This window comes from Bacillus sp. FSL K6-0255 (assembly GCF_045040725.1).
GTDB classification, from domain to species: domain Bacteria; phylum Bacillota; class Bacilli; order Bacillales; family Bacillaceae; genus Bacillus; species Bacillus subtilis.
Map to the genome: position 1 here is coordinate 2,706,919 of NZ_CP150278.1, position 25,329 is coordinate 2,732,247.

The window sequence follows — 25,329 nt, forward strand, 5'->3', positions numbered from 1 at the left end:
GTACCACCTTTTTTCATGAACTCAATCAGTTCATGCACTTATAACGGATAACGGGTGTTTCCCGAATTTCTCTACTCTTCTTTCAAGAAATTATGCTCCCGGGCGACCTTCCAATCAGACAACATAAGAAGCCTTTCAGCAAACGGCTTCTCTCTCTGCATGCGCCTTTTTTGTACTCTTCCCGTTCTAAGCAGGTGTATTTATCAGCTCATTGTATACATTATTTATGTTCTTTATTATAGTAAAAGTGTTTTTGATTCGTCAATCATCTTTTCCAAAAACACCGCTTTCTATACAGATGGGCAGGCACCTATTGCCCAAGTTTACATATGATGCTTGTAAATGCGTAGAGGAGGATGCACCGTGAAGAAACGTTTCAGCTCTTATTCGCTGCCGCCATGGGTAAGGCAAATTCGGCTTGTATCCGCACAAGTGATTATTCCCATTACGATTTTTCAAGGAATCAGAACCATTTTCTTTCCGACAACCTTTGATGTTTTGCTGCTCGCAATCCTAATCTTTTTAGCTTGCGCCCTTCATTTAGAATGGATATAAACAAACAAGTCCGCGCCATTAAGACGTGGACTCGTTTTCAGCCTGAAATTTTTTCTCTTGTTCAATCTGATGAATTTTCATCACAAACGGCTCTATGTTTTTCATTTGCCAATAAGCCTTTAATAATTGTGTACATTCCTCTTTTTCATGCTGTCTTTTCCCAGTTTGATAACCGTTCAGCACCTTGTACATGGCTGCCGGATATGCCATATAGCTGAGAAAAAGGCTGACTTCCGCTTCACGCAAAGGGAATGATTTCGTATATCCATAAAACCATTCGACGCATTCCGGACAAGCTTTCGGAAAGCCTCTGAACATTTTTGTATAAAAGCCGAGCAGGTCGTTTTGCGGCGGACCGACAGATGCTCTTTCGAAGTTTGTAAAATATCCGGTCCCGGCATCATTATACAGAAAATGGTGTATAGACAGGCTGCCGTGGTTCATTACAACCCTTGAAACGTCCTTTTCCTTTGCGGACTCATACCAGTCCTCCAGCCGTTCCAGCGCAAAGTTCACCGCGGAAATGGTTTCAGAAAAATAGGTTATGGCCTGGAGTTCAAAGGGAGAAAGGTACCATTCCTTCTCCGCTCTATCCACAAACTGCTCATAGAAAATTTTATCTTGTTCCCACTTTTTTTTCGTTTGCCCGTAATAACGTTCAATCTCATCACGTCTAACCTTTAGTTCCTGCGCGGTTCTCTCGTGAAGACGGGCTGTTTCTCTAAATAAATAAGCATGTTTTTGATCCCGTTCTTCCTCTTGGTCAAATTGGAGCCAAGGCATTAAATAGTAGATATCTCCGTATTGTATGCCTGCTGAGAAAAACTCACCGCTATTTGTTCTGTAAACGGGAACGAATGAACGAAAGCCTTTTTCCTCAATCGCCACCATATGATCTGTAAAATGCTTGCCGCGACCTTCTTTCAATTTTTTCAGGGCAAATATGCCGTAGTCTGTATACACTTTCCAAACAAGAGGACTGACAGGCTCAATAAATTGAGCAGTCAGTCCGTATTCCTGAAGAACCGATTGGGTATCTTCCATTTCATTCACCACATTTTCCGATCACTTACGGTTTACGCATGGCTATTTTTATATTGAGGAATATAGAGAATCTGTCCTGCTTTTAATTCATCATCCAAGGCTAAAGAATTCATCCTGATCAGCTGCTGGGATGTAATTTCATACCGTTCGCATAAACGCTCGATCGTATCTTCCTGCTGCACAATACAAATTTTCATTCTCGAAAACTCATCCGCTTCTTTTGTAAAGAGTTTTGTTAAATAAAGAGAATTATCACTTTCCTTTGTTTGAGGTTCCTTCGTTTCAGCAGCAGGAGCAACCCTAGGAACAGCATCCGTTTCCTTCCTTTCAGTCTCAGAAGATTCAGGCAGCTGGAAGGATTGAAAAGGTGTTTCTTCCTTAGGCTCTTCAGCTGATGGTGTTTTTCTCACTTCAATTTCGAAGCTCTCTTCCTCTTGTTCTTCCTCCTCCAGCAGCTTAGGCGCTGAATAAAAAGAATCCTCCTCTTCTTGTTCAGGCAGGAAGGTACGGTATGCCGGTTCAGGCAATTCTTCTTGAGATGCCTCCTCCGAGCTTGTTTTTTGATTGAAATGGAAATGTAAATCGGCATTGTCATTCTCCATATATACAGCTGAAGCTGTTTCTCTGCTATCTTCTATGGAGAGAGCGGCCTCTGATACACTCTCCAAAGCTTCATCCGGTTCCGCCTCTTCTTGGCAAAGCGCAGGATCAGCCTGATCCGATTGAGCTGCTTCTTCATTTTGAGCCTCTTGGCGCAGCGCATATTCATGATTAGGAGACACTGTTGTTTCCTCTTTTTCCTTTGCAATCACAGTCTCTGAATGAAGCTCAGCTTCCAAAGCAGGCGATTCTTCTGCTCCAACGTGTTCACGAAGCTCAGTCTCCGCTGGAGAGTCTGCTTCTTCACGAACATCCGCTATTGCAGCTGCCGGCTCTGCCGTTTCTTTTTTTGCTTTAACGATCTCTTGAATCTCTATTTCTGAAGGATCAGGTTCTGGCTCAGATTCTTCTGTTTCCGATTCAGCACGAACCTCCGTTTCCGGCACAGCAAGCTCTTCTGACTCTTCTTCCTCTTTCACATCTTCTCTGGCCTCTGGTTCTGAAGCAACCGATTCAGGCGGCTCAGATTCTGCTTTTTCTGTCTCCAGTTCTTCACGGAGCCCCGCTTTCGAGATAAAAAGTTCTGGCGGTTCGGCTGGCGGTTCATGCTGAAGAACTGCTTCCTCTGCCGATGATGCACCCGGTTCTTCTACTACACTATGTGCCGGCGGCTCTGAAAGCTCTTCCTCCCTGAATGCCGCAGGAGCTTCATATAAAGGTATCTCCGGCTCTTTGTCTTGCGTATCGTCCAAAAGCCCTTCGATCGCTAAATCAGCTTGAATTGTTAAAATGCGCGAATCCGTCAATTGATAGTCAAATGCGTCAATAAAGACGAAGACATCCTGTAAATGGCTCACTTTATTTTTCGGAATGGTAATATCCACAGGAAAACAGTGAGTCAGTTCCGCACTTCCATCCTCTCTCTTTCTGACTTGTTCAACAAACCGCTTATCTGTATAAATCTCTTCGGTATGTTTGTTTTGATCTATGTTGTACTCACCTGTAAGTTCAAGCGATCCTATGATTGATACATAATCATTTACTTCCTGAACCCTAATATCAGGATCTAATGAAATAGAAAGCAGTTCAGAAACTTCCTGTCCTTTTTGGAAACAGATCGATTCTTCTACAGAAAATTGCAATCGATGATTTTGCGGCAAGTTCATATCCTCCTTTCATCTAATCCTTAAAATTAGATGTCACTAAAGGTGTATGTATGAACTGGAGAAAATATGAGTGGGAGAGCACGAAAAAACCGGCACAAGGAGTCCTTGATACCGGTTTTCACTCTTATCTGCGGCTGATCTCAGCAAATACTTTCTCAGCTGCCTGGATTGTGTTTTCAATATCTTCATCAGTATGGGCCGTTGAGAGGAAAAGACCTTCGAATTGTGATGGCGGAAGGAATACCCCTTCATTTGCCATCCCTTTATAATAGCTTGCGAACAGCTTCAAATCAGATGATTTCGCTGTTTCATAATTGATGACTGGTTCGTTTGTAAAGAAGAAACCGATCATCGAACCTGCACGGTTAAAGGTATGCGGAATGCCATGAGCCCCGGCGGCTTTTGAAATTCCTTCTTCCAGTCTGTCGCCTTTTTTGATGAAATTCTTGTAGGATTCAGGTGTCAGCTGTTTCAATGTCTCTAAGCCAGCCGTCATCGCAAGCGGGTTGCCTGACAATGTACCAGCTTGATAGATCGGACCGCTTGGAGCGATCTGCTCCATGATTTCTGCCTTTCCGCCATAAGCGCCGACAGGAAGTCCGCCCCCGATTACTTTTCCTAAACAAGTCAGATCAGGCGTTACGCCGAAGTAGCCTTGAGCGCAGTTATAATCGACCCGGAAGCCAGTCATCACTTCATCAAAAATCAGCAGGGAGCCGTACTGCTCAGTGATATCACGCAGACCCTGAAGGAAACCTTCTTGCGGCGGAACAACACCCATATTTCCGGCAACTGGCTCTACAATGACTCCCGCAATGTCTTCACCGAATTGCTGGAAAGCAAGCTTTACACTTTCTAAATCATTGTACGGAACGGTGATGGTGTTTTTCGCAATGCCTTCAGGCACCCCCGGGCTGTCAGGCAGACCGAGAGTGGCAACACCTGAACCAGCTTTAATCAAGAGAGAATCGCCGTGTCCGTGGTAGCAGCCCTCAAATTTTAAAATCTTGTTGCGGCCCGTATAGCCCCTTGCCAAACGGAGGGCACTCATTGTAGCCTCTGTTCCGGAGCTTACCATTCGTACAATTTCTACAGATGGCACACGATCAATGACGAGCTTAGCCAGTTCATTTTCTACTTCAGTCGGAGCACCAAAGCTTGTCCCGTATTCAGCCACTTTTTTGAGGCTTTCTACGACGCGGTCATTTGTATGCCCTAAAATTAAAGGCCCCCATGACAAGACGTAGTCAATATATTCATTCCCGTCAATATCAAAGATTTTCGAGCCTTTTCCGCGCTCCATAAAAATCGGGTCCATGTCTACCGATTTAAATGCGCGAACGGGACTGTTCACACCGCCCGGCATGAGTTTTTGCGCTTCTTTAAAAGCCGTTTTTGATTTTTCATAGCTTCTCATCTGCCTCAACTCCTGTCAACTGAATAAAATTACTCCGCAAGCCATTTCGCTGCGTCTTTCGCATGATACGTAATAATCAGGTCGGCACCCGCGCGCTTCATGCTTGTCAAAATTTCCAACACAATTTCTTTTTCTTTGATCCAGCCGTTCTGCGCTGCAGCCTTCACCATTGAATACTCTCCGCTTACATTATAAGCGACGAGCGGCAAAGTAAACTCATTTTTTACGTCACGCATGATATCCATATAAGAAAGCGAAGGTTTGACAATCAAAAAGTCCGCGCCTTCCTCAACATCTGATTGTGCTTCGCGGAGTGCCTCCATACGGTTGGCAGGGTCCATCTGATATGTTTTGCGGTCTCCGAATTGCGGTGTGCTGTTTGCTGCATCACGGAACGGACCGTAAAACTCACTTGAATATTTAACAGCGTAAGACATGATGGGAATATTGACGAATCCTTCTTTATCAAGTGCTTCTCTGATCACTGTAACAAATCCGTCCATCATGTTTGATGGCGCAATGATATCCGCACCTGCTTTCGCTTGGCTGACAGCTGTCTGCGCCAAAAGCTCCAGCGATTCATCATTGAGAATGACTCCGTCTTTGACAAGTCCGCAATGGCCGTGGTCTGTATATTCGCACAGGCACGTGTCAGCGACAACAACCATTTCAGGGAAGTGTTCTTTAATTTCTGTGATGGCTTTTTGGACAATTCCGTGATCATGGTACGCTTGTGTTCCGCAATCATCTTTTTCTTCCGGGATGCCGAACACGATAACAGATTGAATGCCCAGTTTGACCAGCTCCGCTACTTCATCCTTCAATAAATCTAATGATACATGGTGAACATCAGGCATTGACGGAACAGCTTTTTTGCCTTCCAGCCCTTCAACGACAAAAATCGGATATATAAAATCTGATGGATGCAAACGTGTTTCCTTTACCATTTCTCTCATTGCTTTTGATGTCCGCAGGCGGCGGTGTCTATTAAATGATTGACTCATATTCTCTCTTCCTCTCTTGACATGCTGCACATTAACTCAAGCATGCCATCTATTGTAAATGTATCAGGCGTATGCGATGTGATGCCGTACGTCAGAAGGGCATCATTTGTTAAAGGCCCAATGCTGATACAGGCCGTCCCATTCGCCTTCCACTTTTTTAATTCTTCTCCCAAGACATGCATAAACGTATGTACGGTTGATGAACTCGTAAATGTTACATAGTCAAAGGAATATTGACCCGCAGCGTCTTTCAATGCCTCAATGCCTTCTTCATCCGGAATCGTTTCGTAGAGAACCCATTCCTTTACTTCAAAACCGAGCGGGACAAGCTCTTGTTTTATCACATCACGTGACAAATTCCCTTTCATCACGGTAATGGTCTCCCCCGGTTCAGCATGCTGCTTAAGAGCGTCAGCCAATTGTTCAGCAATATACTCCTGTGGCATCACATCAACCGATACGTTATGCATTTTTAAACGGCGCGCGGTTTTTTCACCGACGGCTGCAATTTTTTTATGCGCAGGGAGAATAAGCTGATTTTCCTTCAGATAAGAAAAAAAGAAGTCTGCCCCGTTCACACTTGTAAAAACAAGCCAGCCTGGCGCGGCAAGATCCTCTCTTACCTGTTCCGCAACATCATTCGGCAAAGCGCGGCGAAACGTAATCAAAGAGGTTAAAACCGCTTTACCGCCAAGCGCCTCCACTTTTTGCTGAAATGATGCTGCCTGTGCCTTATTCCGGGTGACAAGCACTGTTTTTCCTTTCAACGGAAAATCATTTTCCATCCTCGTCAAGCTCCCGTTTTACACGATCAATTAAATCTTTTGCTCCTTTGTCAGCCATAAGAGCGGCACAGCGCTTTCCTACTTCCTCCGGATCGTTTCCGGTGACGGTTTCTTTAAAAATGATTTTGCCGTCAGGTGAAGCGACAAGACCTGTCATTTCAATTTCATCCTGTCCATTTAACACGGAGTAGCCCGCGATCGGAACCTGGCAGCCGCCCTCCATCGCGTTTAAAAAAGCACGTTCCGCTAAGACAGTCCGTTTTGTATATTCATCTGTAAACTGAGAAAACAACGCCAACAGCTCTTCATCCGATTCTCGGCACTCAATCGCCAGGGCTCCCTGCCCCACAGCAGGCAAACAGCGCTCAGGCTCAAGGAATTCGGTTACGACATCTTGCTTCCAACCCATTCTGGAAAGGCCGGCAGCCGCTAAAATAATTGCGTCATAATCCTCTGTTTCCAGCTTTTGAAGTCTTGTATCTATATTACCTCTAATCCATTTAATTGTAAGGTCAGGGCGCTCAATCAAAAGCTGCGCGCTTCTTCTTAAACTGCTTGTGCCAATGACAGCACCTTTCTTCATTTCTGAAAGCTTTACGCGATTCTTTGAAATAAGGGCATCACGCGGGTCCTCCCGTTCAGGAATACAGCCGATCACAAGGCCTTCAGGCAAAACAGCAGGCATGTCCTTCATGCTGTGCACTGCCATATCAATCTCTTCGTTTAAAAGCGCCTGTTCAATTTCTTTGACAAAAAGCCCTTTTCCACCCACTTTTGAGAGTGTAACATCGACAATCCGGTCGCCCTTTGTCACGATCTCTTTAATTTCAAAAGCAAACGAAGGATTGATTTCCTTCAGTTTTTGAATAACCCATTTTGTTTGAGTCATAGCGAGTTTGCTCCGTCTGGAACCTACTTTAATCGTTCTCATCATTTCTTTCCTCCCGAATCTGCTTGGGACATCGTTTAACTGAACCAATGGAATTGCGACAGGCTTCCAAGCAGGAAATAATTGATCATCAGCACCAGAAAACAAGCCGTATTCCACAGTGCAGCGACCTTTCCTTGCAGCTCCTTAATCAGCCTGATATAAAGATAATAGCTGTACAGCAGCAGGACGACAAACGAACCAAGCACTTTGGCGTCAAACCAATACAGCGTTTCTAGTGAGACATACGCCCAAATGACGCCGAGAATCAAACTCAGCAGCAGCATCGGAACCCCAATGACATTTAAAACATACGCCATATAATCAAGCTTAGATAAATCTTCTATTCTCAACAGCCATTTTCCCCACTTTTTCTTTTTCAGCAGATGATATTGAAACATATATAGCACAGAAAAAACGAAAGAAAGGGAAAAAGCGCCGTATGAAAGAATCGCCATTGTAATATGAATCACCAAAAGCTCGGATACAAGCTGCCCGGAAAAAGCAGCTGACTGCTGCTCTGTCGGTGAAAATGTGTGAATGGCGATCATAGAAAATCCTATAACATTTGTAAAAAACACGATAAAGTCAACACGTAAAAGCTTTGTCAGTACAAGTGACAGCGTGACAAGCACCCAGGCATAAAAATAAAGTGCCTCTGTCACATTTAATACCGGAAACCGCCCCGTCACCCACATAAAATAGGCCAAATACACGGTTTGCAGAGTCCAGACAATAGAAAGCAACCAGAAGGCCATTTTTCCAGCCTTCCGGTTGTGTTGAAGAAAATCTATAAAATAAAAGAGTACACTTAACGCGTAAATGACGATTGTCCCCTCATTAAGTCTTGCCATTGCAGTATCAATCATTCAGCTTTCACTCACTTACAAGTGGGCTAAAGCCCGCTTTTGATTCAGCCTTCTTAAAAGAGTGGACCTTCTGGCTGCTTTCAACGGTTTTCATCATTTGACGGCCCGCAGCTTCTTCAATATCAAAAATCTGCATAAACAACGCGAGCTTTTCTTCAGAATCAGCATCTGCCGCAAGCTCTTTCACCTTTAAAATCGGATCACGAAGCATTTGGTTAATAATACTTTTGGTGTGTTTGTTCAACAGTTTTTTCTCTCTTGTGCTTAAGTGAGGCAGCTTACGCTCAATGCTGTCCATCGTTTCTGACTGGATGGCAAGCGCCTTTTCGCGCAATGCAGAAATAACAGGCACAACACCAAGTGTATTCATCCATTGTTTAAATTCCACAATGGTTTCTTCAATTAACAGTTCAACTTTTTCAGCTGTTTCTCTCCGCTCTTTCATGTTCGCTTCTACAATGCCTTCCAGATCGTCGATATCATAAAGAAAAACACCTTCAAGATCATTCAGCGCCGGATCAAGATCTCTAGGCACGGCAATGTCGACCATAAACAGCGGACGTCCCTTGCGAAGCTTATTCGCGTTTTCCATCATCTCTTTGGACACGACAAATTCACTTGCACCGGTTGAACTGATTAAAATATCAGCCTCCGCAAGCGCGCTTTCAAGCTGATTCAAGCTTCTCGCTTCACCTGAAAAACGGTCTGCAAGCTCCTTCGCTTTCAAGTATGTTCGGTTAATGACAGTGACCTTGCCGATTCCCTGTCCGTGCAGGTTTTCCGCAGCAAGCTCGCCCATTTTTCCCGCACCGAGAATCAATATGTGCTTGCTTGAAAGATTTCCGAAGATTTTTTTGGCAAGTTCAACTGCAGCATAGCTTACTGACACCGCATTTGAGCCAATGTCTGTTTCGGCGTGAGTCCGTTTGCCCACTGTAACTGCCTGCTTAAACAGCTCATTAAAAATAGTCCCGATCGTTTTTTCTTGCTGAGCTGTTTTAAAGCTGTCGCGTACCTGTCCGAGAATCTGCGTTTCGCCAATCACCATAGAATCAAGTCCGCAGGCTACACGGAATAAATGCTCAACAGCGGCATCGCTCTCATAAAACGTTAAGAACGGTGACAGCTCTTCTTTGCTTAATTGAAACCAATCAGCTAAAAACTTTTTTATATAATAACGGCCGGTATGAAGCTGGTCGACTACCGCATAAATTTCAGTGCGGTTGCAGGTTGAGACAATGATGTTTTCAAGAATGCTTTTCTCTTCTTTCAGCTGCACCATTGCTTCTGCCAGCTCATTCGGCTGAAAACTTACTTTTTCACGTATCTCAATAGGGGCGGATTTATAATCTACTCCCACAACAAGTATATGCATCGCTCTAATTACACCCCCAACACCCAATCTTAATTTATAATCATTCTAACATAGAACTCATTATTTATAATAATTATAACATAGTTTCTTTCACAAAATGTGAACAGATTTTAAAATTCTTATGCTATATTAGAAAAAGCTTCAGGGAAAAGAAGCATTCCTATTGACAATACCAAAAACAGCAGAAATTTACTACACATCAGCTCTAAAAAACAAGAAGGTGATATGCATGAAACAAAAATCAATTTTATTCCCTTGTCTGCTGCTTGCCGCTTCTGTATATGCATGGCTAGAAAGCGGCCAAGCCGAACTGTTTTCAGGGCAGGATCAATGGCCTGTTCTCCTCATGCTGTTAGGCGCAGCCTTTGTATATCAAGGAAAAAAAGAAGCCGTCACACCCCATTTTTTTATCGGTTTGCTTCTCTTCGGGATCGGTTTACACTTTTTTGCCAAGCCGAAATGGGTATGGTGGCCGGATGATTTTGAAATGCTCCTCTTTATGATCGGCTTCTCACTTCTCGTTTCAACCGTTCAAAAAAAAGAATATGTATATGAAGCTGTGTCGATGATTTGTTTTTCCCTGTTTTTGTACTTTTTCAAACAAATTATGGCATGGCTTGAGTCTGCGCATATTCCAACAGCGCTTCTGAAGGAGTATTGGCCGTTTGTCTTTATTGGAATCAGTTTATTGTTATTATTGATAAAACGAAAAAAATCTATACGATAAATAAAACCGGTAGAGGATCCTCTACCGGTTTATCATTTTTTTGATCGCTCCCCAAGCTTCGTCTTTTCCCTTTTTCGTTTCTGAAGAAAAGAGGATCAGCTCGTCTTCCGGATCAATATTTAATGTTTGTCGGACAACCTTCGCGTGTTTGTCCCATTTACCTTTCGGGATCTTATCCGCCTTTGTAGCGATAACAATAACAGGAATGCCGTAATACTTTAAAAATTCATACATCTGTACATCATCATTAGATGGCGCATGCCGCAAATCAACGATCTGCACCACAGCTTTTAATTCCTCGCGTGTCGTGATATAGGTTTCAATCATTCTGCCCCATGCTTCACGCTCAGACTTTGACACTTTGGCAAAACCGTAGCCCGGCACATCCACAAAATGCAGCTCATCATTGATAATGTAGAAATTAAGCGTTTGTGTTTTTCCCGGCTTTGATGACGTTCTCGCAAGATTTTTGCGATTGATTAATGAATTGATAAAAGACGATTTTCCTACGTTCGATCTTCCGGCCAATGCGATTTCCGGAAGCCCCCCTTCAGGGTACTGTTCCGGTTTTACTGCACTGATCACGATTTCTGACTTTGTGACTTTCATTTCTTCTCTCCTACTAAGGCATGTTCCAAAACCTCGTCTAAGTGGGACGCCAATATAAATGTCAGCCCCTCCCTGACGCTTTCCGGAATATCCTCTATATCTTTTTCATTATCTTTAGGCGCAATAATGGTCGTTAATCCCGCTCTATGTGCGCCAAGCGCTTTTTCCTTTAAGCCGCCGATCGGCAGCACGCGCCCGCGAAGCGTGATTTCCCCAGTCATGCCGACTTCACGCGAAACCGCCCGTCCCGTTAAAGCAGAAACAAGCGCTGTTGCCATCGTAATACCGGCTGACGGACCATCTTTTGGCACCGCACCCTCTGGTACATGTATATGAATATCATACTTCTCATGAAAGTCAGGTTCAATGCCAAGTTCTTCTGTTTTGGATCGCACATAGCTGAATGCAGCCTGAGCAGACTCTCTCATAACATCTCCGAGCTTTCCTGTCAGGATTAATTTCCCTTTTCCCGGTGAAAGCGATACTTCAATCGAAAGCGTATCTCCGCCAACGGTTGTATACGCAAGCCCTGTCACTACACCAACTTGATCCTCTGTTTCAGCTTGTCCATATCTGAAAATGCGTTTTCCGATAAAATCTTGAAGGTTCTTCTCAGTAACCGTAATTCGTTTTCGCTCTTCAGCAACAATGGCTTTTGCAGCTTTACGGCAAATTGCGGCAAGCTGGCGTTCAAGGCTTCTTACACCCGCTTCTCTCGTATAGTAACGAATAATATCAAGAATCGCCTGATCACGCAGCTGAAGATTGCTTTTCTTCAGCCCGTGTTCTTTGATTTGCTTTGGAAGCAAGTGATCCTTTACAATTTCAAGTTTTTCTATTTCTGTGTAGCCTGCGATATTAATAATTTCCATTCTGTCTCTGAGCGGGCCCGGGATTGTGGCCAAATTGTTCGCCGTTGCGATAAACAGCACTTTGGATAAATCAAAGGTTTCTTCAATATAGTGATCACTGAAGCTGCTGTTTTGCTCTGGATCAAGCACTTCAAGCATAGCGGATGATGGGTCTCCTCTAAAATCAGATGACATTTTGTCAATTTCGTCTAATAAGAAGACCGGATTCAGCTTGCCCGCTTTTTTCATCCCTTGAATAATACGTCCAGGCATTGCTCCGACATAGGTCCGTCTGTGTCCGCGTATCTCTGATTCATCCCGAACTCCTCCGAGTGAGATTCTGACGAATTTGCGTCCCAAGCTTTTTGCAATTGATTTGGCTAAAGACGTTTTTCCGACACCTGGAGGTCCTGCCAAACAGAGAATCGGGCCTTTCAGGGATTTTGTCAGCTTCTGGACAGCCAAATATTCTAAAATACGTTCTTTTACTTTTTCAAGCCCGTGGTGCTCTTCGTCCAAGAGACGTCCTGCTTCTTTCAAATCAAGCTTATCATCTGTTTCATCCGTCCACGGAAGAGCAACCAGCCAGTCGATATAGTTGCGGATCACAGAGCTTTCCGCAGAACTTGACGGAATTTTTTCATATCTGTTCAATTCTTTAAGCGCTGTTTCTTTCACATGATCAGGCATGCCTGCTTCTTCGATTTTTTCCGTCAGCGTCTGAACTTCGCCAGTTTTGCCTTCTTTATCGCCAAGCTCTTTTTGGATCGCCTTCATTTGTTCACGCAAGTAGTATTCCTTCTGCGTACGCTCCATCGAACGTTTGACGCGCTGGCCGATTTTTTTCTCAATCTCCAGCACTTCTTTTTCATTATTAATAAAATCAATGACCTTGTTCAGCCTGTCTTTGACATCAGCCGTTTCTAAAATATCCTGCTTATCCTTTAGTTTAAGGGGCAGATGAGAAGCAACGATGTCTGCCATTCTCCCCGGCTCTTCGATATCAGTAACCGCAGCGTACGTTTCGGCCGAGATTTTTTTAGAAATTTTTATGTACTGATCAAAGTGGTCTAGCAAAGTCCGCATCAATGCTTCGTCTTCTGTATCTTTTGAATCATCTTCATGAATAAGTTGAATGTCAACCGACGTGTAATCCTCGTGTTCATTGTATTTGACGATATGGGCGCGCTTGAGGCCCTCCACCAACACACGAATCGTACCGTTCGGAAGCTTCAGCATTTGCTTAATTTTTGTATAGGTGCCGACAGTGAAAATCTCGTCTTCACCAGGTTCGTCTATCGAAATATCCTGCTGAGTGGCTAAAAATATCATATGATCATGCATCATTGCCTGTTCAAGAGCCTGAACCGACTTGTCACGTCCTACATCTAAATGCAAAACCATCGTCGGGTACACTAATAAACCTCTTAAAGGGAGGAGCGGGATGCTGCGTTTTAATTCTTCTGCCATGTGACTGACACCTCCGTGACTTTAGTATGAACCATTATAATACAACTTTTTCATCCTTGTACAATAAACGGCATGGTTCCATTTTCTATAAAACAGTCTCCTCGTAGTATACCCTTTCTTTCTGATATGAAAAAGGAAAAGATGTCCTTCATGAAAAAAACCCTATTATCAAAATAGGGTTTAAACGGATTCTTTATTGATTTCGATATGAAACGGTTTTTGTTCCGTTGGCGGATTCACCAAAATTTCATCAAGCACTTCTTGGAACGTCTTCACTGCAATAATCTCGATCCCGTCAATCTGCTTTAAGATGGCCTGCTGATTTTCATATGGGATAATCACCTTTTTCGCACCGGACTGCTTGGCCGCTTTTATTTTCGGAATGACGCCTCCGATGGGTTTCACAAGACCGTTCAGGCTGATTTCGCCCGTCATCGCAACGGTATTGTCAATAGGAATTTTGTGTATCGCCGAGAAAATCCCCGCCGCCATCGCAATGCCTGCTGACGGCCCATCAATCGGAATCCCTCCTGGGAAATTGATGTGAATATCATAATCAGAAGGCTTCATTCCCATTGTCCGGAGCACGGTTAATACATTTTCAACCGAACCCTTCGCCATGCTTTTTCGCCTGATCGATTTTGATTGGCTGCCGATGCTTTCTTCTTCAGCTATTCCTGTGATGTTAATTGATCCTTTATCTTGAGCCGCGGTTACACTTACTTCGATTTCCAGAAGCGATCCGCTGTTAGGCCCATAGACTGCAAGCCCATTTACAATGCCAACCTGTGGTTCAACACCGATTTTTTGCTCGTGCTTTGGAGTAAGCTGACTGGAGTGAATGACCCATTCAATATCCTCAATCGTAATGTCCTTTCGATTCTCCGTTACAGCCATCCCCGCTGCGATTTGAATCATATTGACGGCTTCCCGCCCGTTCCGCGTGTAGCTGGTCAAAAGATCCAGTCCTTCTTCGGAGATATTTTTTTCAATTTTATCCGCTGCTGTTTTGGCAACCGTTTTCAGCTCGTCCTTTTCAAGCTCGCGGAAAAAAACCTCCAAACAGCGGGACCGGATAGCTGGCGGAATTTCGTTTGGCATTCTCGTGGTCGCGCCAATCAAGCGAAAATCAGCCGGCAGCCCATTTTGAAAAATATCATGAATATGATTCGGAATTTGTGTATTTTCCTCACTGTAATACGCACTGTCTAAAAAGACTTTTCTGTCCTCAAGCACCTTCAGCATTTTATTCATTTGAATAGGATGCAGCTCCCCTATTTCATCAATAAACAGCACACCGCCATGGGCATGGGTGACAGCTCCCTGCTTCGGCTGCGGAATCCCAGCCTGTCCCATCGCTCCGGCCCCTTGGTATATCGGGTCATGGACAGAGCCGATGAGCGGATCGGCAATTCCTCTTTCATCAAAACGGGCTGTTGTCGCATCGAGTTCCACAAAGACAGCCTGCTCTTTAAACGGTGATTGTTTATGTTTTTTTGCTTCTTCCAACACAAGCCGCGCAGCAGCCGTTTTCCCAACTCCCGGTGGCCCATAGACAATCACATGCTGAGGATTTGGCCCGCATAAAGCCGCCTTTAATGCTTTAATGCCGTCTTCCTGTCCGACGATATCTTTAAAGCTTTTGGGGCGGACCTTCTCAGATAATGGCTCGGACAAGCTGATAGCGCGCATTTTCCGAAGCTGCTCCATTTCCTTCTTTGATTCTTTATCTATCGTGACCTTTTGTGTCCTTTGATTTTTAAGCAAATTCCAAAAATACAAACCGATGATGATCCCAAAAAACAGCTGAATAAATAACGCGATCCCTGTCCAACTCATGGTGGTCCCTCCTGAAAAACAATTTATGTATCCAATTCATTCCTCTGATTGCTAGTATCTCCCATAGAAGACGGGAATAAACGTTTTTCCGGAAGAGTTGCATGCAAAAAAACCTCCTGAGTGTTACCACTCAGGAGGTTTGTGCTTATCTTTATGCAGATGTTTTATCTTGGCTTACCTCAGTGCCGTCTTTTAATAAGAGGCGAGGAGGCTCTCCGTGTGTCACAGTTGCCCCGGTGATTACACATTTTTCAATGTCATCACGAGAAGGCAGCTCAAACATCACATCAAGCATGATGCCTTCAATGATAGAACGGAGTCCGCGTGCTCCAGTCTTGCGTTCAATTGCTTTTTTAGCAATTTCAGAAAGCGCTTCTTCTTCAAACTCAAGCTCAACGTTGTCAAGCTCAAGCATTTTCTTGAATTGCTTAACAAGAGCGTTTTTCGGTTTTGTTAAGATCGCAACCAATGCTTCTTCGTCAAGCTTTTCAAGGCTTGCAATAACCGGAAGACGTCCGATAAATTCAGGAATTAACCCGAAACGGAGCAAATCTTCTGGAAGCACTTTTGAAAGAAGATCTTCTTTCTCAAGATCAGCAGCTTTATTGTCGGCACCGAATCCAATCACTTTTTGGCCTAAACGGCGTTTGATGATTTGTTCGATACCATCGAAAGCTCCGCCGCAAATGAACAAAATATTTGTTGTGTCAATTTGAATGAATTCTTGATGAGGATGCTTACGTCCACCTTGAGGCGGTACGCTTGCCACTGTACCCTCAAGAATTTTAAGCAATGCCTGCTGTACACCCTCACCTGACACATCACGTGTGATAGACGGGTTTTCAGATTTTCTAGCCACTTTATCGATTTCATCAATATAGATAATGCCTTTTTCGGCTTTTTCCACATCATAATCAGCAGCTTGGATGAGCTTCAAGAGAATATTCTCTACATCTTCACCCACGTATCCAGCTTCAGTCAAAGATGTAGCGTCCGCAATCGCAAACGGCACATTTAAAATGCGAGCCAATGTTTGCGCCAGAAGGGTTTTACCGCTTCCCGTAGGGCCGATTAATGAAATATTACTTTTTGAAAGCTCAACATCATCAACTTTGCTGTTGGAGTTAATGCGCTTATAGTGGTTATACACAGCAACAGCAAGTGATTTCTTCGCTTGATCTTGGCCGATGACATATTCATTCAAAATTTCGCGAATTTCCTGAGGCTTTGGTACGTCTTTAAATTCTACTTCTTCTTCTGTTCCGAGTTCTTCCTCTACAATTTCAGTGCAGAGTTCGATACATTCGTCACATATATATACACCAGGTCCAGCTACAAGCTTACGAACCTGATCTTGTGTTTTTCCACAGAACGAGCATTTTAATTGTCCTTTTTCCTCGTTAAATTTAAACATTCTTTCACCCCTTAATCTTGTCTCACTTTTTCTTTTACCGGCAGAGCAAAAGAAAATGATTCTTGAAACGAACGAGTATGTATTGCATTTTACCATACTTTCCAAAAAGACGGTAACAATGTGTTTCTGACTTGCACATTCTATATGTATGACAAAAAACAGCCCTGCATTAACTATATTGCCCCAAGAAAAAGAGATAACTCATAATTGTACAAAACAAGGCACGAATGATTCGCGCCCTGTTTTATTAGTACTATTATTATGCACCATATTAACGGTTTTCTACAAGAAAATCAATTGCTTTGCGAACTTTTAAATCTTCTTTCATCGCGTCAGTAGAACCGATGGCTTGTTTAATATTTTCAACAGGCATGTTGTATGCTTCAGCCATTTTTGTAAGCTCAGCATCAACTTCCTCATCTGATACTTCAAGGTTTTCCGCTTTCGCAATCGCCTCAAGAGTCAGGTTAGATTTTACGCGTTTTTCAGCATCTTCTTTCATTTGCTCTTTAAGCGCAGCTTCATCTTGGCCTGAGAATTGAGTGTAAAGCTCAAGGTTCATGCCTTGCATTTGCAGACGCTGTTCGAATTCTTTCAGCATGCGGTCAAGCTCAGTGTCGACCATTGCTTGAGGCACATCGATTTCAGCATTTTCAGAAGCTTTCAGAACAAGCTCTTCACGCAATTTAGCGTCAGCTTCGTTTTCTTTTGCTTCTTCTAAACGTTTCTTTGTTTTTTCAGTTAATTCAGCAAGTGTTTCCACTTCTTCATCGATATCTTTTGCGAATTCATCGTCAAGCTCAGGAAGCTCTTTCGCTTTGATTTCGTGAATTTTCACTTTAAACACAGCTGGTTTGCCTGCAAGATCTTCAGCGTGGTACTCCTCAGGGAATGTCACTTCAACATCCTTCTCAGCACCTGCTTCAAGGCCAACTAATTGATCTTCGAAGCCAGGGATGAATGAACCAGAACCTACTTCTAGAGAGTAGTTTTCAGCTTTTCCGCCTTCGAAAGCTTCGCCGTCAACGAATCCTTCGAAATCAAGAACAACTGTGTTTCCTTCTTCAACGGCGCCTTCTTCTTTTACAACAAGCTCAGCTTGACGCTCTTGAAGGGCTTTTAGTTCGTTTTGAACATCTTCGTCAGTTACAGTTGTGTCGTCTTTTTCAATGCCCAGGCCTTTGTATTCGCCAAGCTTCACTTCAGGTTTTACTGTTACTTTCGCAGTGAAGATTAAGCTTTCGCCTTTTTCGATTTTTTCAACATCGATTTCAGGACGGTCTACAGGCTCGATTCCAGCTTCTTCAACCGCTTTAGGGTATTCTACAGGAAGAAGAATATCCAAAGCATCTTGGTAAAGAGCTTCTACGCCAAAGCGCTGTTCGAATAATCCGCGAGGAATTTTACCTTTACGGAATCCAGGAATTGAAACTTGTTTTACTACTTTTTTAAATGCATCATCAAGTGCTGTTTTAAACGTTTCAGCATCAACTTCAACCGTTAAAACGCCTTCGTTGCCTTCTTGTTTTTCCCATTTTACAGACATGTGTTTCCCTCCAAAAATCTATTCAGGTTGTGTCGGTCTTCCATTCTAAAGCAATCATTCGGCTTCGTCCAACAAAAACAAAGCTGCCAAAGATCAGAATCATTATGTATAGATGTTAATAATGAACTGCAAAGCCTGTCCAACCGTATTTCTTATAACCCGTTATACACAAATACAACCACTATATTATAACATAACACATAGCGCTTTCAACTATATGGCGCGATTTACAAATAAGAAATTTCTTCAATATCTTTTAACATTGTGCAAGCTTCATCGAGTTCTCTGTCTGTAAATTCATACATCATATGAAGTTCTTCGCTTTCAATTTCAATCCCGTGCATCTCGTAACCGACTTTATGAAGGGCAGCCGCCCAAAGGTCAGCCGACAGCAATTTCGGCTGGAACGGATATAAAACGTACAAATGTCTTCTCCACAATTCTTCTACTGCTGCATATAAGGTTGGATTTTCATTTCCAAGTGTCTCATCTAGCACCCTGAGAACACGGTGAAGAATCGGCGCGGCATCAGGCGGAACAATCTCTGACGGTTCAATTGTCAACGACTCGCCAAATTTACTAATGTGTACAGGTTTACTGTACTCATGCTCAGCCAACAGCATGACAATCATCGTTTTGATAATCGGATGGGCTGAGGGGTCTTGGAGGATTGTTTTGAGCAATCCTGTATACTTTGCTACGTTACGGTCTTTTAAGGAATGAATGAGATTCATTTGCTCCTCAGGGCTTGCCAGCACTTTCTCGGTGTCAATTGTATCCTCATATTCTTCGGCCCAAGCCTCGTCCTCACGATCCGGATCGGTCATTTTCCGGCTGAAATCCAGCAGCTTATAAAATTGCTCGGCACTTTCTGCCGGCAGCTGATTTTCTTCCAAAACGGCTTCAATGGTGCTTTTGACTTCTTCGTACTTTTTGAGCTGAATTAAGATGGTCATGTACACCTGCAAAACCGTAAAATAATGGCCATAACCTTCTTTGAGCATCTTCTCGCACACGCTTTCTGCCTCTTCCAGCTCGCCCAGCTCTAAAAAGCAGATGGCCATCCCTAAGTGAAGATCGGATTCAGTATCATCATATTTCATCGCTTCTGAAAACAGTTCAAGCGCTTCTTGATACTTTTTTTCCTTGAGTGATGACATCCCTTTTTCCACAAGGCGGTCTTTCAGATGAGGAAAAGGAATAATTTTTGCGTTTTTCTTGTCATGCGTCATACCTATATTCCTTTCAGGCATTTATTTTGTTCAAGTGTATCAACACCTGTGAACAAAAACAAGAAATGAAAGGTTTCACCAGGCAAAAAAAGCCGCCGGACAAATACCGGCCGCTTTTTCAGGCTTGAAGCCAAGAGCTTCTTTGTGATTCAAATTGCTTGATTTCATCTTCCAGCAGCAGCGTTAATGAAATTTCATCATATCCGTTGATCAGCATCTCTTTCCAATGCGGATCAACTTCAAATGAAATTTGATTGCCTTCACTGTCATGAATCAGCTGATTTTCAAGGTCAACAGTCATTTGCAATGACTGGTTTTCATACTGGCCGACAAGCTGTTTCCAATTGTCATATGGCATGCGGATCGGAAGCATGCCGTTTTTAAAGCAGTTCTGATGGAAAATATCAGCGAATGACGGCGCAATGATAATTTTAAACCCATAATCATCAAGTGCCCACGGAGCGTGTTCACGCGATGACCCGCAGCCGAAGTTTTCTCCTGCTATTAAAATGGAAGCTCCTTGATAAACAGGCTGGTTTAATTCAAATTCAGGGTTCGGTTCACCATTCGCATCATATCTCCAGTCAAAGAATGCAAAACGTCCGTAGCCTGTTCTTTCAATCCTCTTCAAAAATTGCTTAGGAATAATCTGGTCTGTATCCACATTGATCCGATTTAATACGGCTGCTTTCCCCGTATGTGATTTCAAAGGTTCCATCTCGCGCACTCCTTACACAACTGTTTTTTCCTGATAAAACTTTCTGACATCAACGAAGTGTCCGTGAATGGCAGCCATCGCAGCCATTGCCGGGCTGACGAGATGTGTTCTTGCACCTTTTCCTTGTCTGCCCTCGAAGTTGCGGTTAGAGGTTGATGCACAGCGCTCTCCCTCAGGAACAACATCATTATTCATACTCAAACACATGCTGCAGCCTGACTCTCTCCATTCAAATCCAGCTTCCAAGAAAATCTGGTCAAGCCCTTCTTTTTCAGCCTGAAGCTTCACGCTTTGGGATCCGGGCACGACGATGGCCCTTACGCTGTCAGCTACCTTCTTCCCTTTGATCATGTCAGCAGCCTGTCGAAGGTCAGTCATGCGGGAATTTGTGCAGGAACCGATAAATACGTGCTCCACTTTAATGTCTTCAATTTTTTGGTGAGGAGTCAATCCCATATATTCATAAGCACGAATCGCTTCTTTTTTATCGTCTTCTGCAGAAAAGCTTTCCGGCGCAGGAACTTCAGAATCGACAGGAAGAACCATTCCCGGGTTAATGCCCCATGTCACCATAGGGGAAATTTTGTTGCCGTCAAGGACGATAGATTTATCGTAAACAGCGCCCGGGTCTGTGCGCAGCGCCTTCCATTCCTCTACGGCCTTGTCAAATTCTTCGCCTTTTGGCGTGTACTTGCGATTTTTGCAATATTCAAACGTCACCTCGTCAGGTGCAATCAAACCTGCTCTTGCTCCTGCTTCAATTGACATGTTACAAACAGTCATTCGTTCATCCATCGTCATATTTCTGAATACTTCCCCAGTGTATTCAATGACGTAGCCTGTGCCGAATTTCACACCGTATTTGCCGATGACAGCAAGGATGACATCCTTTGCCGTTACCCCTTTTTGAAGCGTTCCATCTACGCGCACTTCAAGTGTTTTTGGACGCTGCTGCCAAAGTGTCTGTGTGGAAAGGACATGTTCAACTTCACTCGTCCCGATTCCAAATGCAAGAGCGCCGAAAGCGCCATGTGTTGATGTATGACTGTCACCGCACACAATCGTTTTCCCTGGAAGCGTTAAGCCTAGTTCAGGTCCGACGACATGGACAATCCCTTGATCCACACTGTGAAGATCGGCAAGGCGCACGCCAAATTCCTCACAGTTTCTTTCAAGCGCCGTTACCTGGCGTTTCGCAACTTCATCCTTTATCTCAAAACGATTGACAGTCGGGATGTTGTGGTCCATTGTCGCAAATGTGTTTTGGGGTCTTCTGACCTTTCTTCCCTTTTGTCTCAAGCCTTCAAATGCCTGAGGAGACGTCACCTCATGAATGAGGTGCAAATCAATATAGAGAAGATCCGGCTTTCCCTCACCATGTTTTACAATATGCTGATCCCAAATCTTTTCGATGATTGTTCGAGGCATCATCTTTTATTTCCTCCCTCTACCTAGAGCTAAGACCGCTTAACGTAAGCTGTCACACATTAGAAATTGTATTTTCACTCATGATTGCTGCCTTAACTTCCTCTGTAATGGCCTGAGTGCTGCTGAACTCTTCACTCCGTGCCAAGTCTCTTGTTCTTTTTCCAGAAGCCAAGACTTTGTTTACCGCATCTTCTACAGCTTTCGCTTCCTCTTCAAGCCCGAAAGATGTTCTCAAAAGCATTGCCGCTGACAATATGGCTGCGAACGGATTTGCCATCCCTTTACCGGCAATATCAGGCGCGGAGCCATGAACAGGTTCAAACAGATGAAGGCCAGAGCTTGATAGGCTGGCTGACGGGAGCATTCCGAGCGAGCCTGTAAGCATGGACGCTTCATCGCTTAAAATATCACCGAACATATTTTCAGTCACCACGACATCAAATTGATTCGGTGCATAAATTAGCTGCATGGCCGCGTTATCCACAAGCATGTGCTCAAGCTTCACATCAGGAAATTCTTGTGCAACGTCCTCAGCCACTTCACGCCACAGCCGGCTTGATTCAAGAACATTCGCTTTATCTACAGAGGTCACTTTGCCTTTTCTGGCTGCCGCCATTTTGAAGCCCTCTCTGATCACTCGTTCAATTTCCGTTCGCTTATAAAACAGTGTATCTACTGCTTCCTGCTCACCTTCAGTGTTTACATAACGTTTGCTCGGCTGGCCGAAATACAAGCCGCCTGTGAGCTCACGAACGATAACGAAATCAACATTATCTATATATTCTTTTTTCAAAGGCGAAGCGTCAGAAAGGCTTTCAAATACCTTCACAGGCCGCAAATTCGCAAACAAATCAAGCTGTTTTCTGATGCTGAGCAGCCCTTTTTCCGGTCTCAGTTCCGAAGGATTTTGATCCCATTTCGGTCCGCCGACAGCACCAAGCAATATCGCGTCTGCATTTTTACAAGCAGCAACGGTTTCCTCCGGGAGGGGGTTATGATGTTCATCAATAGCCGCCCCTCCAATCAGGCCATATTCAAATTCAAATTCATGGTTAAAGCGTTCGGCAACACTTTTCAGTACGTCTGTCGCTGATTCTAATACTTCAGGGCCGATCCCGTCTCCGGGCAATAGAGCAATACGTTTCTTCAAGTTAACCGTTCTCCTTTCTTTTATGATCCGACAGCTGTGTGGTTTTTCAATCCGCTCATATTCGACTGGAAAACCAATTGACGGTTTACTGCGTTCAAATAGGCTTTCGCTGATGCTTCTAATACGTCTTGCGCTATGCCCCGCCCTGCTGATTCTTTTCCGTTCACCAAAACTCTTACATACACCTGGGCAAATGCATCTTCGCCTTTTCTATTAGACTGAATGCGGTAGTCTAAGAGCTCCACATCCTTATCGATGCAGCGCTCAAGCGTATTGTAGATTGCTTCCACGCTTCCAGCTCCAGTTGCAGCTTCCTGAATAAGCTGTGCGTTTTCTTGATTTTTCAAAGATAGAGTAGCCGTAGGGACCTGACTTGTTCCGTAATGTACTTGCAGAGAAAGAAATTCATACCCAATCTTGCGATCTGTTACTTTTTCTTCTAAAATAAGAGAAACAAGATCCTCATCAGTGATTTCTTTTTTCTTCTCAGTCAACTCTTTGAACATCGTAAAGAATTTATTAATCTCTTCACTGTCAAATTGGAATCCTAAAGCAGTCAGCCGGTCTTTAAATGCGTGGCGTCCGGAATGTTTACCTAGGACAAGCGCATCTGCGGTTACGCCGACAAGCTCCGGTGAAATAATTTCATAAGTCGATTTTTCCTTTAAAAAGCCGTCCTGATGGATGCCTGATTCATGAGCAAATGCATTATCTCCAACAACCGCTTTGTTGCGCGGGACAGCCATGCCTGTCAGTTTGCTTACTAAATCACTTGTTCTCTTAATCTCGTTCAGCGTAATACCTGTTTCGACTTGGTAGAAATCTTTTCTGGTATGGAGGGCTACGGCAATTTCCTCTAATGCCGCGTTTCCGGCTCTTTCACCGATCCCGTTCACAGCGCATTCGATTTGATCAGCGCCATTTTCAATCGCAGCAAGAGAGTTTGCGACTGCCATTCCCAAATCATCATGACAGTGGGCTGAAAGCTTTGCTTTGTGAATGTTCGGAACGTTTTCTTTCATATATTTAAAGATATTTCCGTATTCCGCCGGGGCCAGGTAGCCGACAGTGTCCGGAAGATTGATAACACTGGCGCCTGCGTCAATCACTTTCTCGACGATTTCTGCTAGAAACGGCAGTTCAGTGCGGCAGGCATCTTCAGCTGACCATTGCACAATCGGAAAACGTTCTTTTGCGTATTTCACCATTCCAACTGCTCTTTCAATGACTTGTTCACGTGTCATTTTCAGCTTGTGCTTCAAATGAATGTCCGATGTCGCGATAAATACATGAATTCTTGGTTGAGCGCCATCCTTTAACGCTTCCCAAGCAGCATCAATATCACCTTTTACACAACGGGCCAGACCAGTTACTGAACAATTTTTAATGGTTCTTGCGATTTCCTGAACAGCTAAAAAGTCACCTCGGGACGAAGCGGGAAATCCCGCTTCAATGATGTCTGCCCCGAGTCTTTCGAGCTGCTTAGCTATGGCAAGTTTCTCCTGTGTATTCAAGTTCACTCCAGGGGACTGTTCACCATCACGAAGCGTCGTATCGAAAAAATTAATTTTGCGCAACGGAGACCACCGCTTCCTTCTTCTTGCCTTGTTTCACAAACGGCATCATTTCACGAAGCTTTCTTCCCACTACTTCGATTTGATGTTCGTTCTCGCTTGCATTGATAGCGTTGAAACGAGGACGGTTTACTTGGTTTTCGACGATCCACTCTTTTGCGAATGTACCGTTTTGGATATCTTTTAATACTTCTTTCATAGATTCTTTTACTTTAGCGTCCACAACGCGAGGGCCTGATACGAAATCTCCCCACTGTGCTGTGTCAGAGATTGAATATCTCATTCCTGCAAGTCCTTCTTCGTACATAAGGTCTACGATTAATTTCAGCTCATGAAGACACTCGAAGTATGCAAGTTCAGGCTGATAACCTGCTTCAGTTAAGGTTTCAAATCCGGCTTTGACAAGCGCGCTTAATCCGCCGCAAAGAACTGCTTGCTCACCGAACAAATCTGTTTCTGTTTCTTCTTTAAATGTCGTTTCTAATACGCCCGCTCTTGCGCCGCCGATTCCTTTAGCATAAGCGAGGGCTTTGTCTCTTGCTTCTCCAGTCACATCTTGATAGATTGCGAACAATGCAGGTACGCCAGCTCCTTGCTCATATGTTCTTCTTACCAAGTGTCCCGGGCCTTTAGGGGCCACTAAGAATACATCTACATCCGCCGGAGGAACAATTTGATGGAAATGCACGTTAAATCCATGAGCGAATACTAATGATTTTCCTGCTGTCAATTCATCTTTGATTTCAGCTTCGTATACTTTTTGCTGCTGCTCATCCGGAAGCAGAACCATGATGATTTCGGCTTGGGCTGCCGCTTCTTTTACTGAAAATACTTTATGTCCGTCTTCTTGGGCTTGAGTGAAAGATTTTCCTTGTCTAACACCGACGATCACGTCTACTCCGCTTTCTTTAAGGTTCAGGGCATGTGCGTGGCCTTGCGAACCGTACCCGATAACCGCTACTGTTTTTCCAGCCAATACGTTCTCTTTGATATCACCGTTATAATATACTTTTACCATTTCAATCTCT

General features: G+C 43.8%; 21 protein-coding genes and 1 other annotated feature (1 of these 22 only partly in view). Of the genes, 2 read left to right on the forward strand and 19 right to left on the reverse strand.

What is annotated here, in order from left to right:
- Window positions 1-198, reverse strand: a binding site (T-box leader) (it extends 25 nt beyond the left edge of the window).
- A 165-nt stretch (window positions 199-363) separates the two neighbouring features.
- Window positions 364-555 carry a hypothetical protein gene (locus MHB62_RS14090; RefSeq protein WP_003222590.1) on the forward strand — a complete coding sequence of 64 codons (192 nt, stop codon included), beginning with the start codon at window positions 364-366 and terminating at the stop codon, window positions 553-555.
- Between the two features lie 18 nt (window positions 556-573).
- Here the strand turns inward: MHB62_RS14090 and cotN are convergent, their stop codons facing one another.
- From cotN to hemA, 8 genes are all read right to left on the reverse strand, one after another.
- The gene (gene cotN / locus MHB62_RS14095; RefSeq protein WP_004399056.1) at window positions 574-1,599 is read right to left on the reverse strand and encodes a spore coat protein CotN; all 1,026 of its coding nucleotides are present in this window, start codon (window positions 1,597-1,599) and stop codon (window positions 574-576) included.
- Between the two features lie 32 nt (window positions 1,600-1,631).
- A complete protein-coding gene (gene spoVID, locus MHB62_RS14100; RefSeq protein WP_003246083.1) occupies window positions 1,632-3,359 on the reverse strand; it encodes a spore coat morphogenetic protein SpoVID in 1,728 nt (575 codons plus the stop codon).
- A gap of 130 nt (window positions 3,360-3,489) precedes the next feature.
- A complete protein-coding gene (gene hemL, locus MHB62_RS14105; RefSeq protein WP_003229633.1) occupies window positions 3,490-4,782 on the reverse strand; it encodes a glutamate-1-semialdehyde 2,1-aminomutase in 1,293 nt (430 codons plus the stop codon).
- A gap of 29 nt (window positions 4,783-4,811) precedes the next feature.
- Window positions 4,812-5,786, reverse strand: a complete 975-nt coding sequence (gene hemB, locus MHB62_RS14110) for a porphobilinogen synthase (protein ID WP_003229631.1) — start codon at window positions 5,784-5,786, stop codon at window positions 4,812-4,814.
- On the reverse strand, window positions 5,783-6,571 hold the full coding sequence (gene hemD, locus MHB62_RS14115; RefSeq protein WP_003229629.1) for a uroporphyrinogen-III synthase: 789 nt from the start codon (window positions 6,569-6,571) through the stop codon (window positions 5,783-5,785). The genes hemB and hemD overlap by 4 nt, the downstream gene beginning before the upstream one ends.
- Entirely contained in the window at window positions 6,561-7,505 is a 945-nt protein-coding gene (gene hemC / locus MHB62_RS14120; RefSeq protein WP_010886587.1) for a hydroxymethylbilane synthase, read from the reverse strand. The genes hemD and hemC overlap by 11 nt, the downstream gene beginning before the upstream one ends.
- 32 nt (window positions 7,506-7,537) lie before the next feature.
- Window positions 7,538-8,368, reverse strand: a complete 831-nt coding sequence (locus tag MHB62_RS14125) for a cytochrome c biogenesis protein (RefSeq protein ID WP_003222575.1) — start codon at window positions 8,366-8,368, stop codon at window positions 7,538-7,540.
- Between the two features lie 7 nt (window positions 8,369-8,375).
- Complete coding sequence (hemA, locus tag MHB62_RS14130; RefSeq protein ID WP_004399038.1) at window positions 8,376-9,743, reverse strand: glutamyl-tRNA reductase; 1,368 nt, start codon at window positions 9,741-9,743, stop codon at window positions 8,376-8,378.
- A gap of 229 nt (window positions 9,744-9,972) precedes the next feature.
- Between hemA and MHB62_RS14135 the strand changes: the two genes are divergently transcribed.
- Window positions 9,973-10,470 carry a hypothetical protein gene (locus MHB62_RS14135; RefSeq protein ID WP_003229624.1) on the forward strand — a complete coding sequence of 166 codons (498 nt, stop codon included), beginning with the start codon at window positions 9,973-9,975 and terminating at the stop codon, window positions 10,468-10,470.
- Window positions 10,471-10,491: 21 nt separating this feature from the next.
- On the opposite strand, the gene yihA is transcribed toward MHB62_RS14135, so the two are convergent.
- From yihA to ilvC, 11 genes are all read right to left on the reverse strand, one after another.
- Window positions 10,492-11,079 (reverse strand): ribosome biogenesis GTP-binding protein YihA/YsxC, encoded by a 588-nt coding sequence (gene yihA / locus MHB62_RS14140; RefSeq protein WP_003229621.1) that lies wholly within the window; start codon window positions 11,077-11,079, stop codon window positions 10,492-10,494.
- Window positions 11,076-13,400, reverse strand: a complete 2,325-nt coding sequence (gene lon, locus MHB62_RS14145) for an endopeptidase La (RefSeq protein WP_003229618.1) — start codon at window positions 13,398-13,400, stop codon at window positions 11,076-11,078. The genes yihA and lon overlap by 4 nt, the downstream gene beginning before the upstream one ends.
- 180 nt (window positions 13,401-13,580) lie before the next feature.
- On the reverse strand, window positions 13,581-15,239 hold the full coding sequence (gene lonB / locus MHB62_RS14150) for an ATP-dependent protease LonB (protein WP_004398923.1): 1,659 nt from the start codon (window positions 15,237-15,239) through the stop codon (window positions 13,581-13,583).
- 151 nt (window positions 15,240-15,390) lie between these two features.
- Window positions 15,391-16,653, reverse strand: a complete 1,263-nt coding sequence (gene clpX, locus MHB62_RS14155; protein ID WP_003229613.1) for an ATP-dependent protease ATP-binding subunit ClpX — start codon at window positions 16,651-16,653, stop codon at window positions 15,391-15,393.
- A 271-nt stretch (window positions 16,654-16,924) separates the two neighbouring features.
- Window positions 16,925-18,199, reverse strand: coding sequence for a trigger factor (gene tig / locus MHB62_RS14160; protein ID WP_003229611.1), 1,275 nt, complete (start codon window positions 18,197-18,199; stop codon window positions 16,925-16,927).
- 227 nt (window positions 18,200-18,426) lie between these two features.
- Entirely contained in the window at window positions 18,427-19,431 is a 1,005-nt protein-coding gene (gene ddcA / locus MHB62_RS14165; RefSeq protein ID WP_003229609.1) for a DNA damage checkpoint antagonist DdcA, read from the reverse strand.
- Window positions 19,432-19,549: 118 nt separating this feature from the next.
- Window positions 19,550-20,149 carry a 3-isopropylmalate dehydratase small subunit gene (gene leuD / locus MHB62_RS14170; RefSeq protein ID WP_003229606.1) on the reverse strand — a complete coding sequence of 200 codons (600 nt, stop codon included), beginning with the start codon at window positions 20,147-20,149 and terminating at the stop codon, window positions 19,550-19,552.
- 12 nt (window positions 20,150-20,161) lie between these two features.
- The gene (gene leuC, locus MHB62_RS14175) at window positions 20,162-21,580 is read right to left on the reverse strand and encodes a 3-isopropylmalate dehydratase large subunit (protein ID WP_003229604.1); all 1,419 of its coding nucleotides are present in this window, start codon (window positions 21,578-21,580) and stop codon (window positions 20,162-20,164) included.
- A 49-nt stretch (window positions 21,581-21,629) separates the two neighbouring features.
- Window positions 21,630-22,727: a 3-isopropylmalate dehydrogenase gene (leuB, locus tag MHB62_RS14180; RefSeq protein WP_004399139.1), complete on the reverse strand. Its 1,098-nt coding sequence runs from the start codon at window positions 22,725-22,727 to the stop codon at window positions 21,630-21,632.
- Between the two features lie 20 nt (window positions 22,728-22,747).
- On the reverse strand, window positions 22,748-24,304 hold the full coding sequence (locus tag MHB62_RS14185) for a 2-isopropylmalate synthase (RefSeq protein ID WP_009967929.1): 1,557 nt from the start codon (window positions 24,302-24,304) through the stop codon (window positions 22,748-22,750).
- Window positions 24,291-25,319 (reverse strand): ketol-acid reductoisomerase, encoded by a 1,029-nt coding sequence (gene ilvC, locus MHB62_RS14190; RefSeq protein WP_003222549.1) that lies wholly within the window; start codon window positions 25,317-25,319, stop codon window positions 24,291-24,293. The genes MHB62_RS14185 and ilvC overlap by 14 nt, the downstream gene beginning before the upstream one ends.
- Window positions 25,320-25,329: the final 10 nt, after the last annotated feature.

Excerpts from the sequence above, each read along its gene's own strand:
- clpX (WP_003229613.1), bottom strand. The coding sequence starts at position 16,653 with ATGTTTAAATTTAACGAGGAAAAAGGACAATTAAAATGCTCGTTCTGT.
- MHB62_RS14135 (WP_003229624.1), top strand. The coding sequence starts at position 9,973 with ATGAAACAAAAATCAATTTTATTCCCTTGTCTGCTGCTTGCCGCTTCT.
- leuC (WP_003229604.1), bottom strand. The coding sequence starts at position 21,580 with ATGATGCCTCGAACAATCATCGAAAAGATTTGGGATCAGCATATTGTA.
- MHB62_RS14125 (WP_003222575.1), bottom strand. The coding sequence starts at position 8,368 with ATGATTGATACTGCAATGGCAAGACTTAATGAGGGGACAATCGTCATT.
- hemC (WP_010886587.1), bottom strand. The coding sequence starts at position 7,505 with ATGATGAGAACGATTAAAGTAGGTTCCAGACGGAGCAAACTCGCTATG.
- hemB (WP_003229631.1), bottom strand. The coding sequence starts at position 5,786 with ATGAGTCAATCATTTAATAGACACCGCCGCCTGCGGACATCAAAAGCA.
- hemD (WP_003229629.1), bottom strand. The coding sequence starts at position 6,571 with ATGGAAAATGATTTTCCGTTGAAAGGAAAAACAGTGCTTGTCACCCGG.
- ddcA (WP_003229609.1), bottom strand. The coding sequence starts at position 19,431 with ATGACGCATGACAAGAAAAACGCAAAAATTATTCCTTTTCCTCATCTG.
- leuD (WP_003229606.1), bottom strand. The coding sequence starts at position 20,149 with ATGGAACCTTTGAAATCACATACGGGGAAAGCAGCCGTATTAAATCGG.
- ilvC (WP_003222549.1), bottom strand. The coding sequence starts at position 25,319 with ATGGTAAAAGTATATTATAACGGTGATATCAAAGAGAACGTATTGGCT.
- lonB (WP_004398923.1), bottom strand. The coding sequence starts at position 15,239 with ATGAGTTGGACAGGGATCGCGTTATTTATTCAGCTGTTTTTTGGGATC.
- lon (WP_003229618.1), bottom strand. The coding sequence starts at position 13,400 with ATGGCAGAAGAATTAAAACGCAGCATCCCGCTCCTCCCTTTAAGAGGT.
- yihA (WP_003229621.1), bottom strand. The coding sequence starts at position 11,079 with ATGAAAGTCACAAAGTCAGAAATCGTGATCAGTGCAGTAAAACCGGAA.
- hemL (WP_003229633.1), bottom strand. The coding sequence starts at position 4,782 with ATGAGAAGCTATGAAAAATCAAAAACGGCTTTTAAAGAAGCGCAAAAA.
- tig (WP_003229611.1), bottom strand. The coding sequence starts at position 18,199 with ATGTCTGTAAAATGGGAAAAACAAGAAGGCAACGAAGGCGTTTTAACG.
- hemA (WP_004399038.1), bottom strand. The coding sequence starts at position 9,743 with ATGCATATACTTGTTGTGGGAGTAGATTATAAATCCGCCCCTATTGAG.
- cotN (WP_004399056.1), bottom strand. The coding sequence starts at position 1,599 with ATGGAAGATACCCAATCGGTTCTTCAGGAATACGGACTGACTGCTCAA.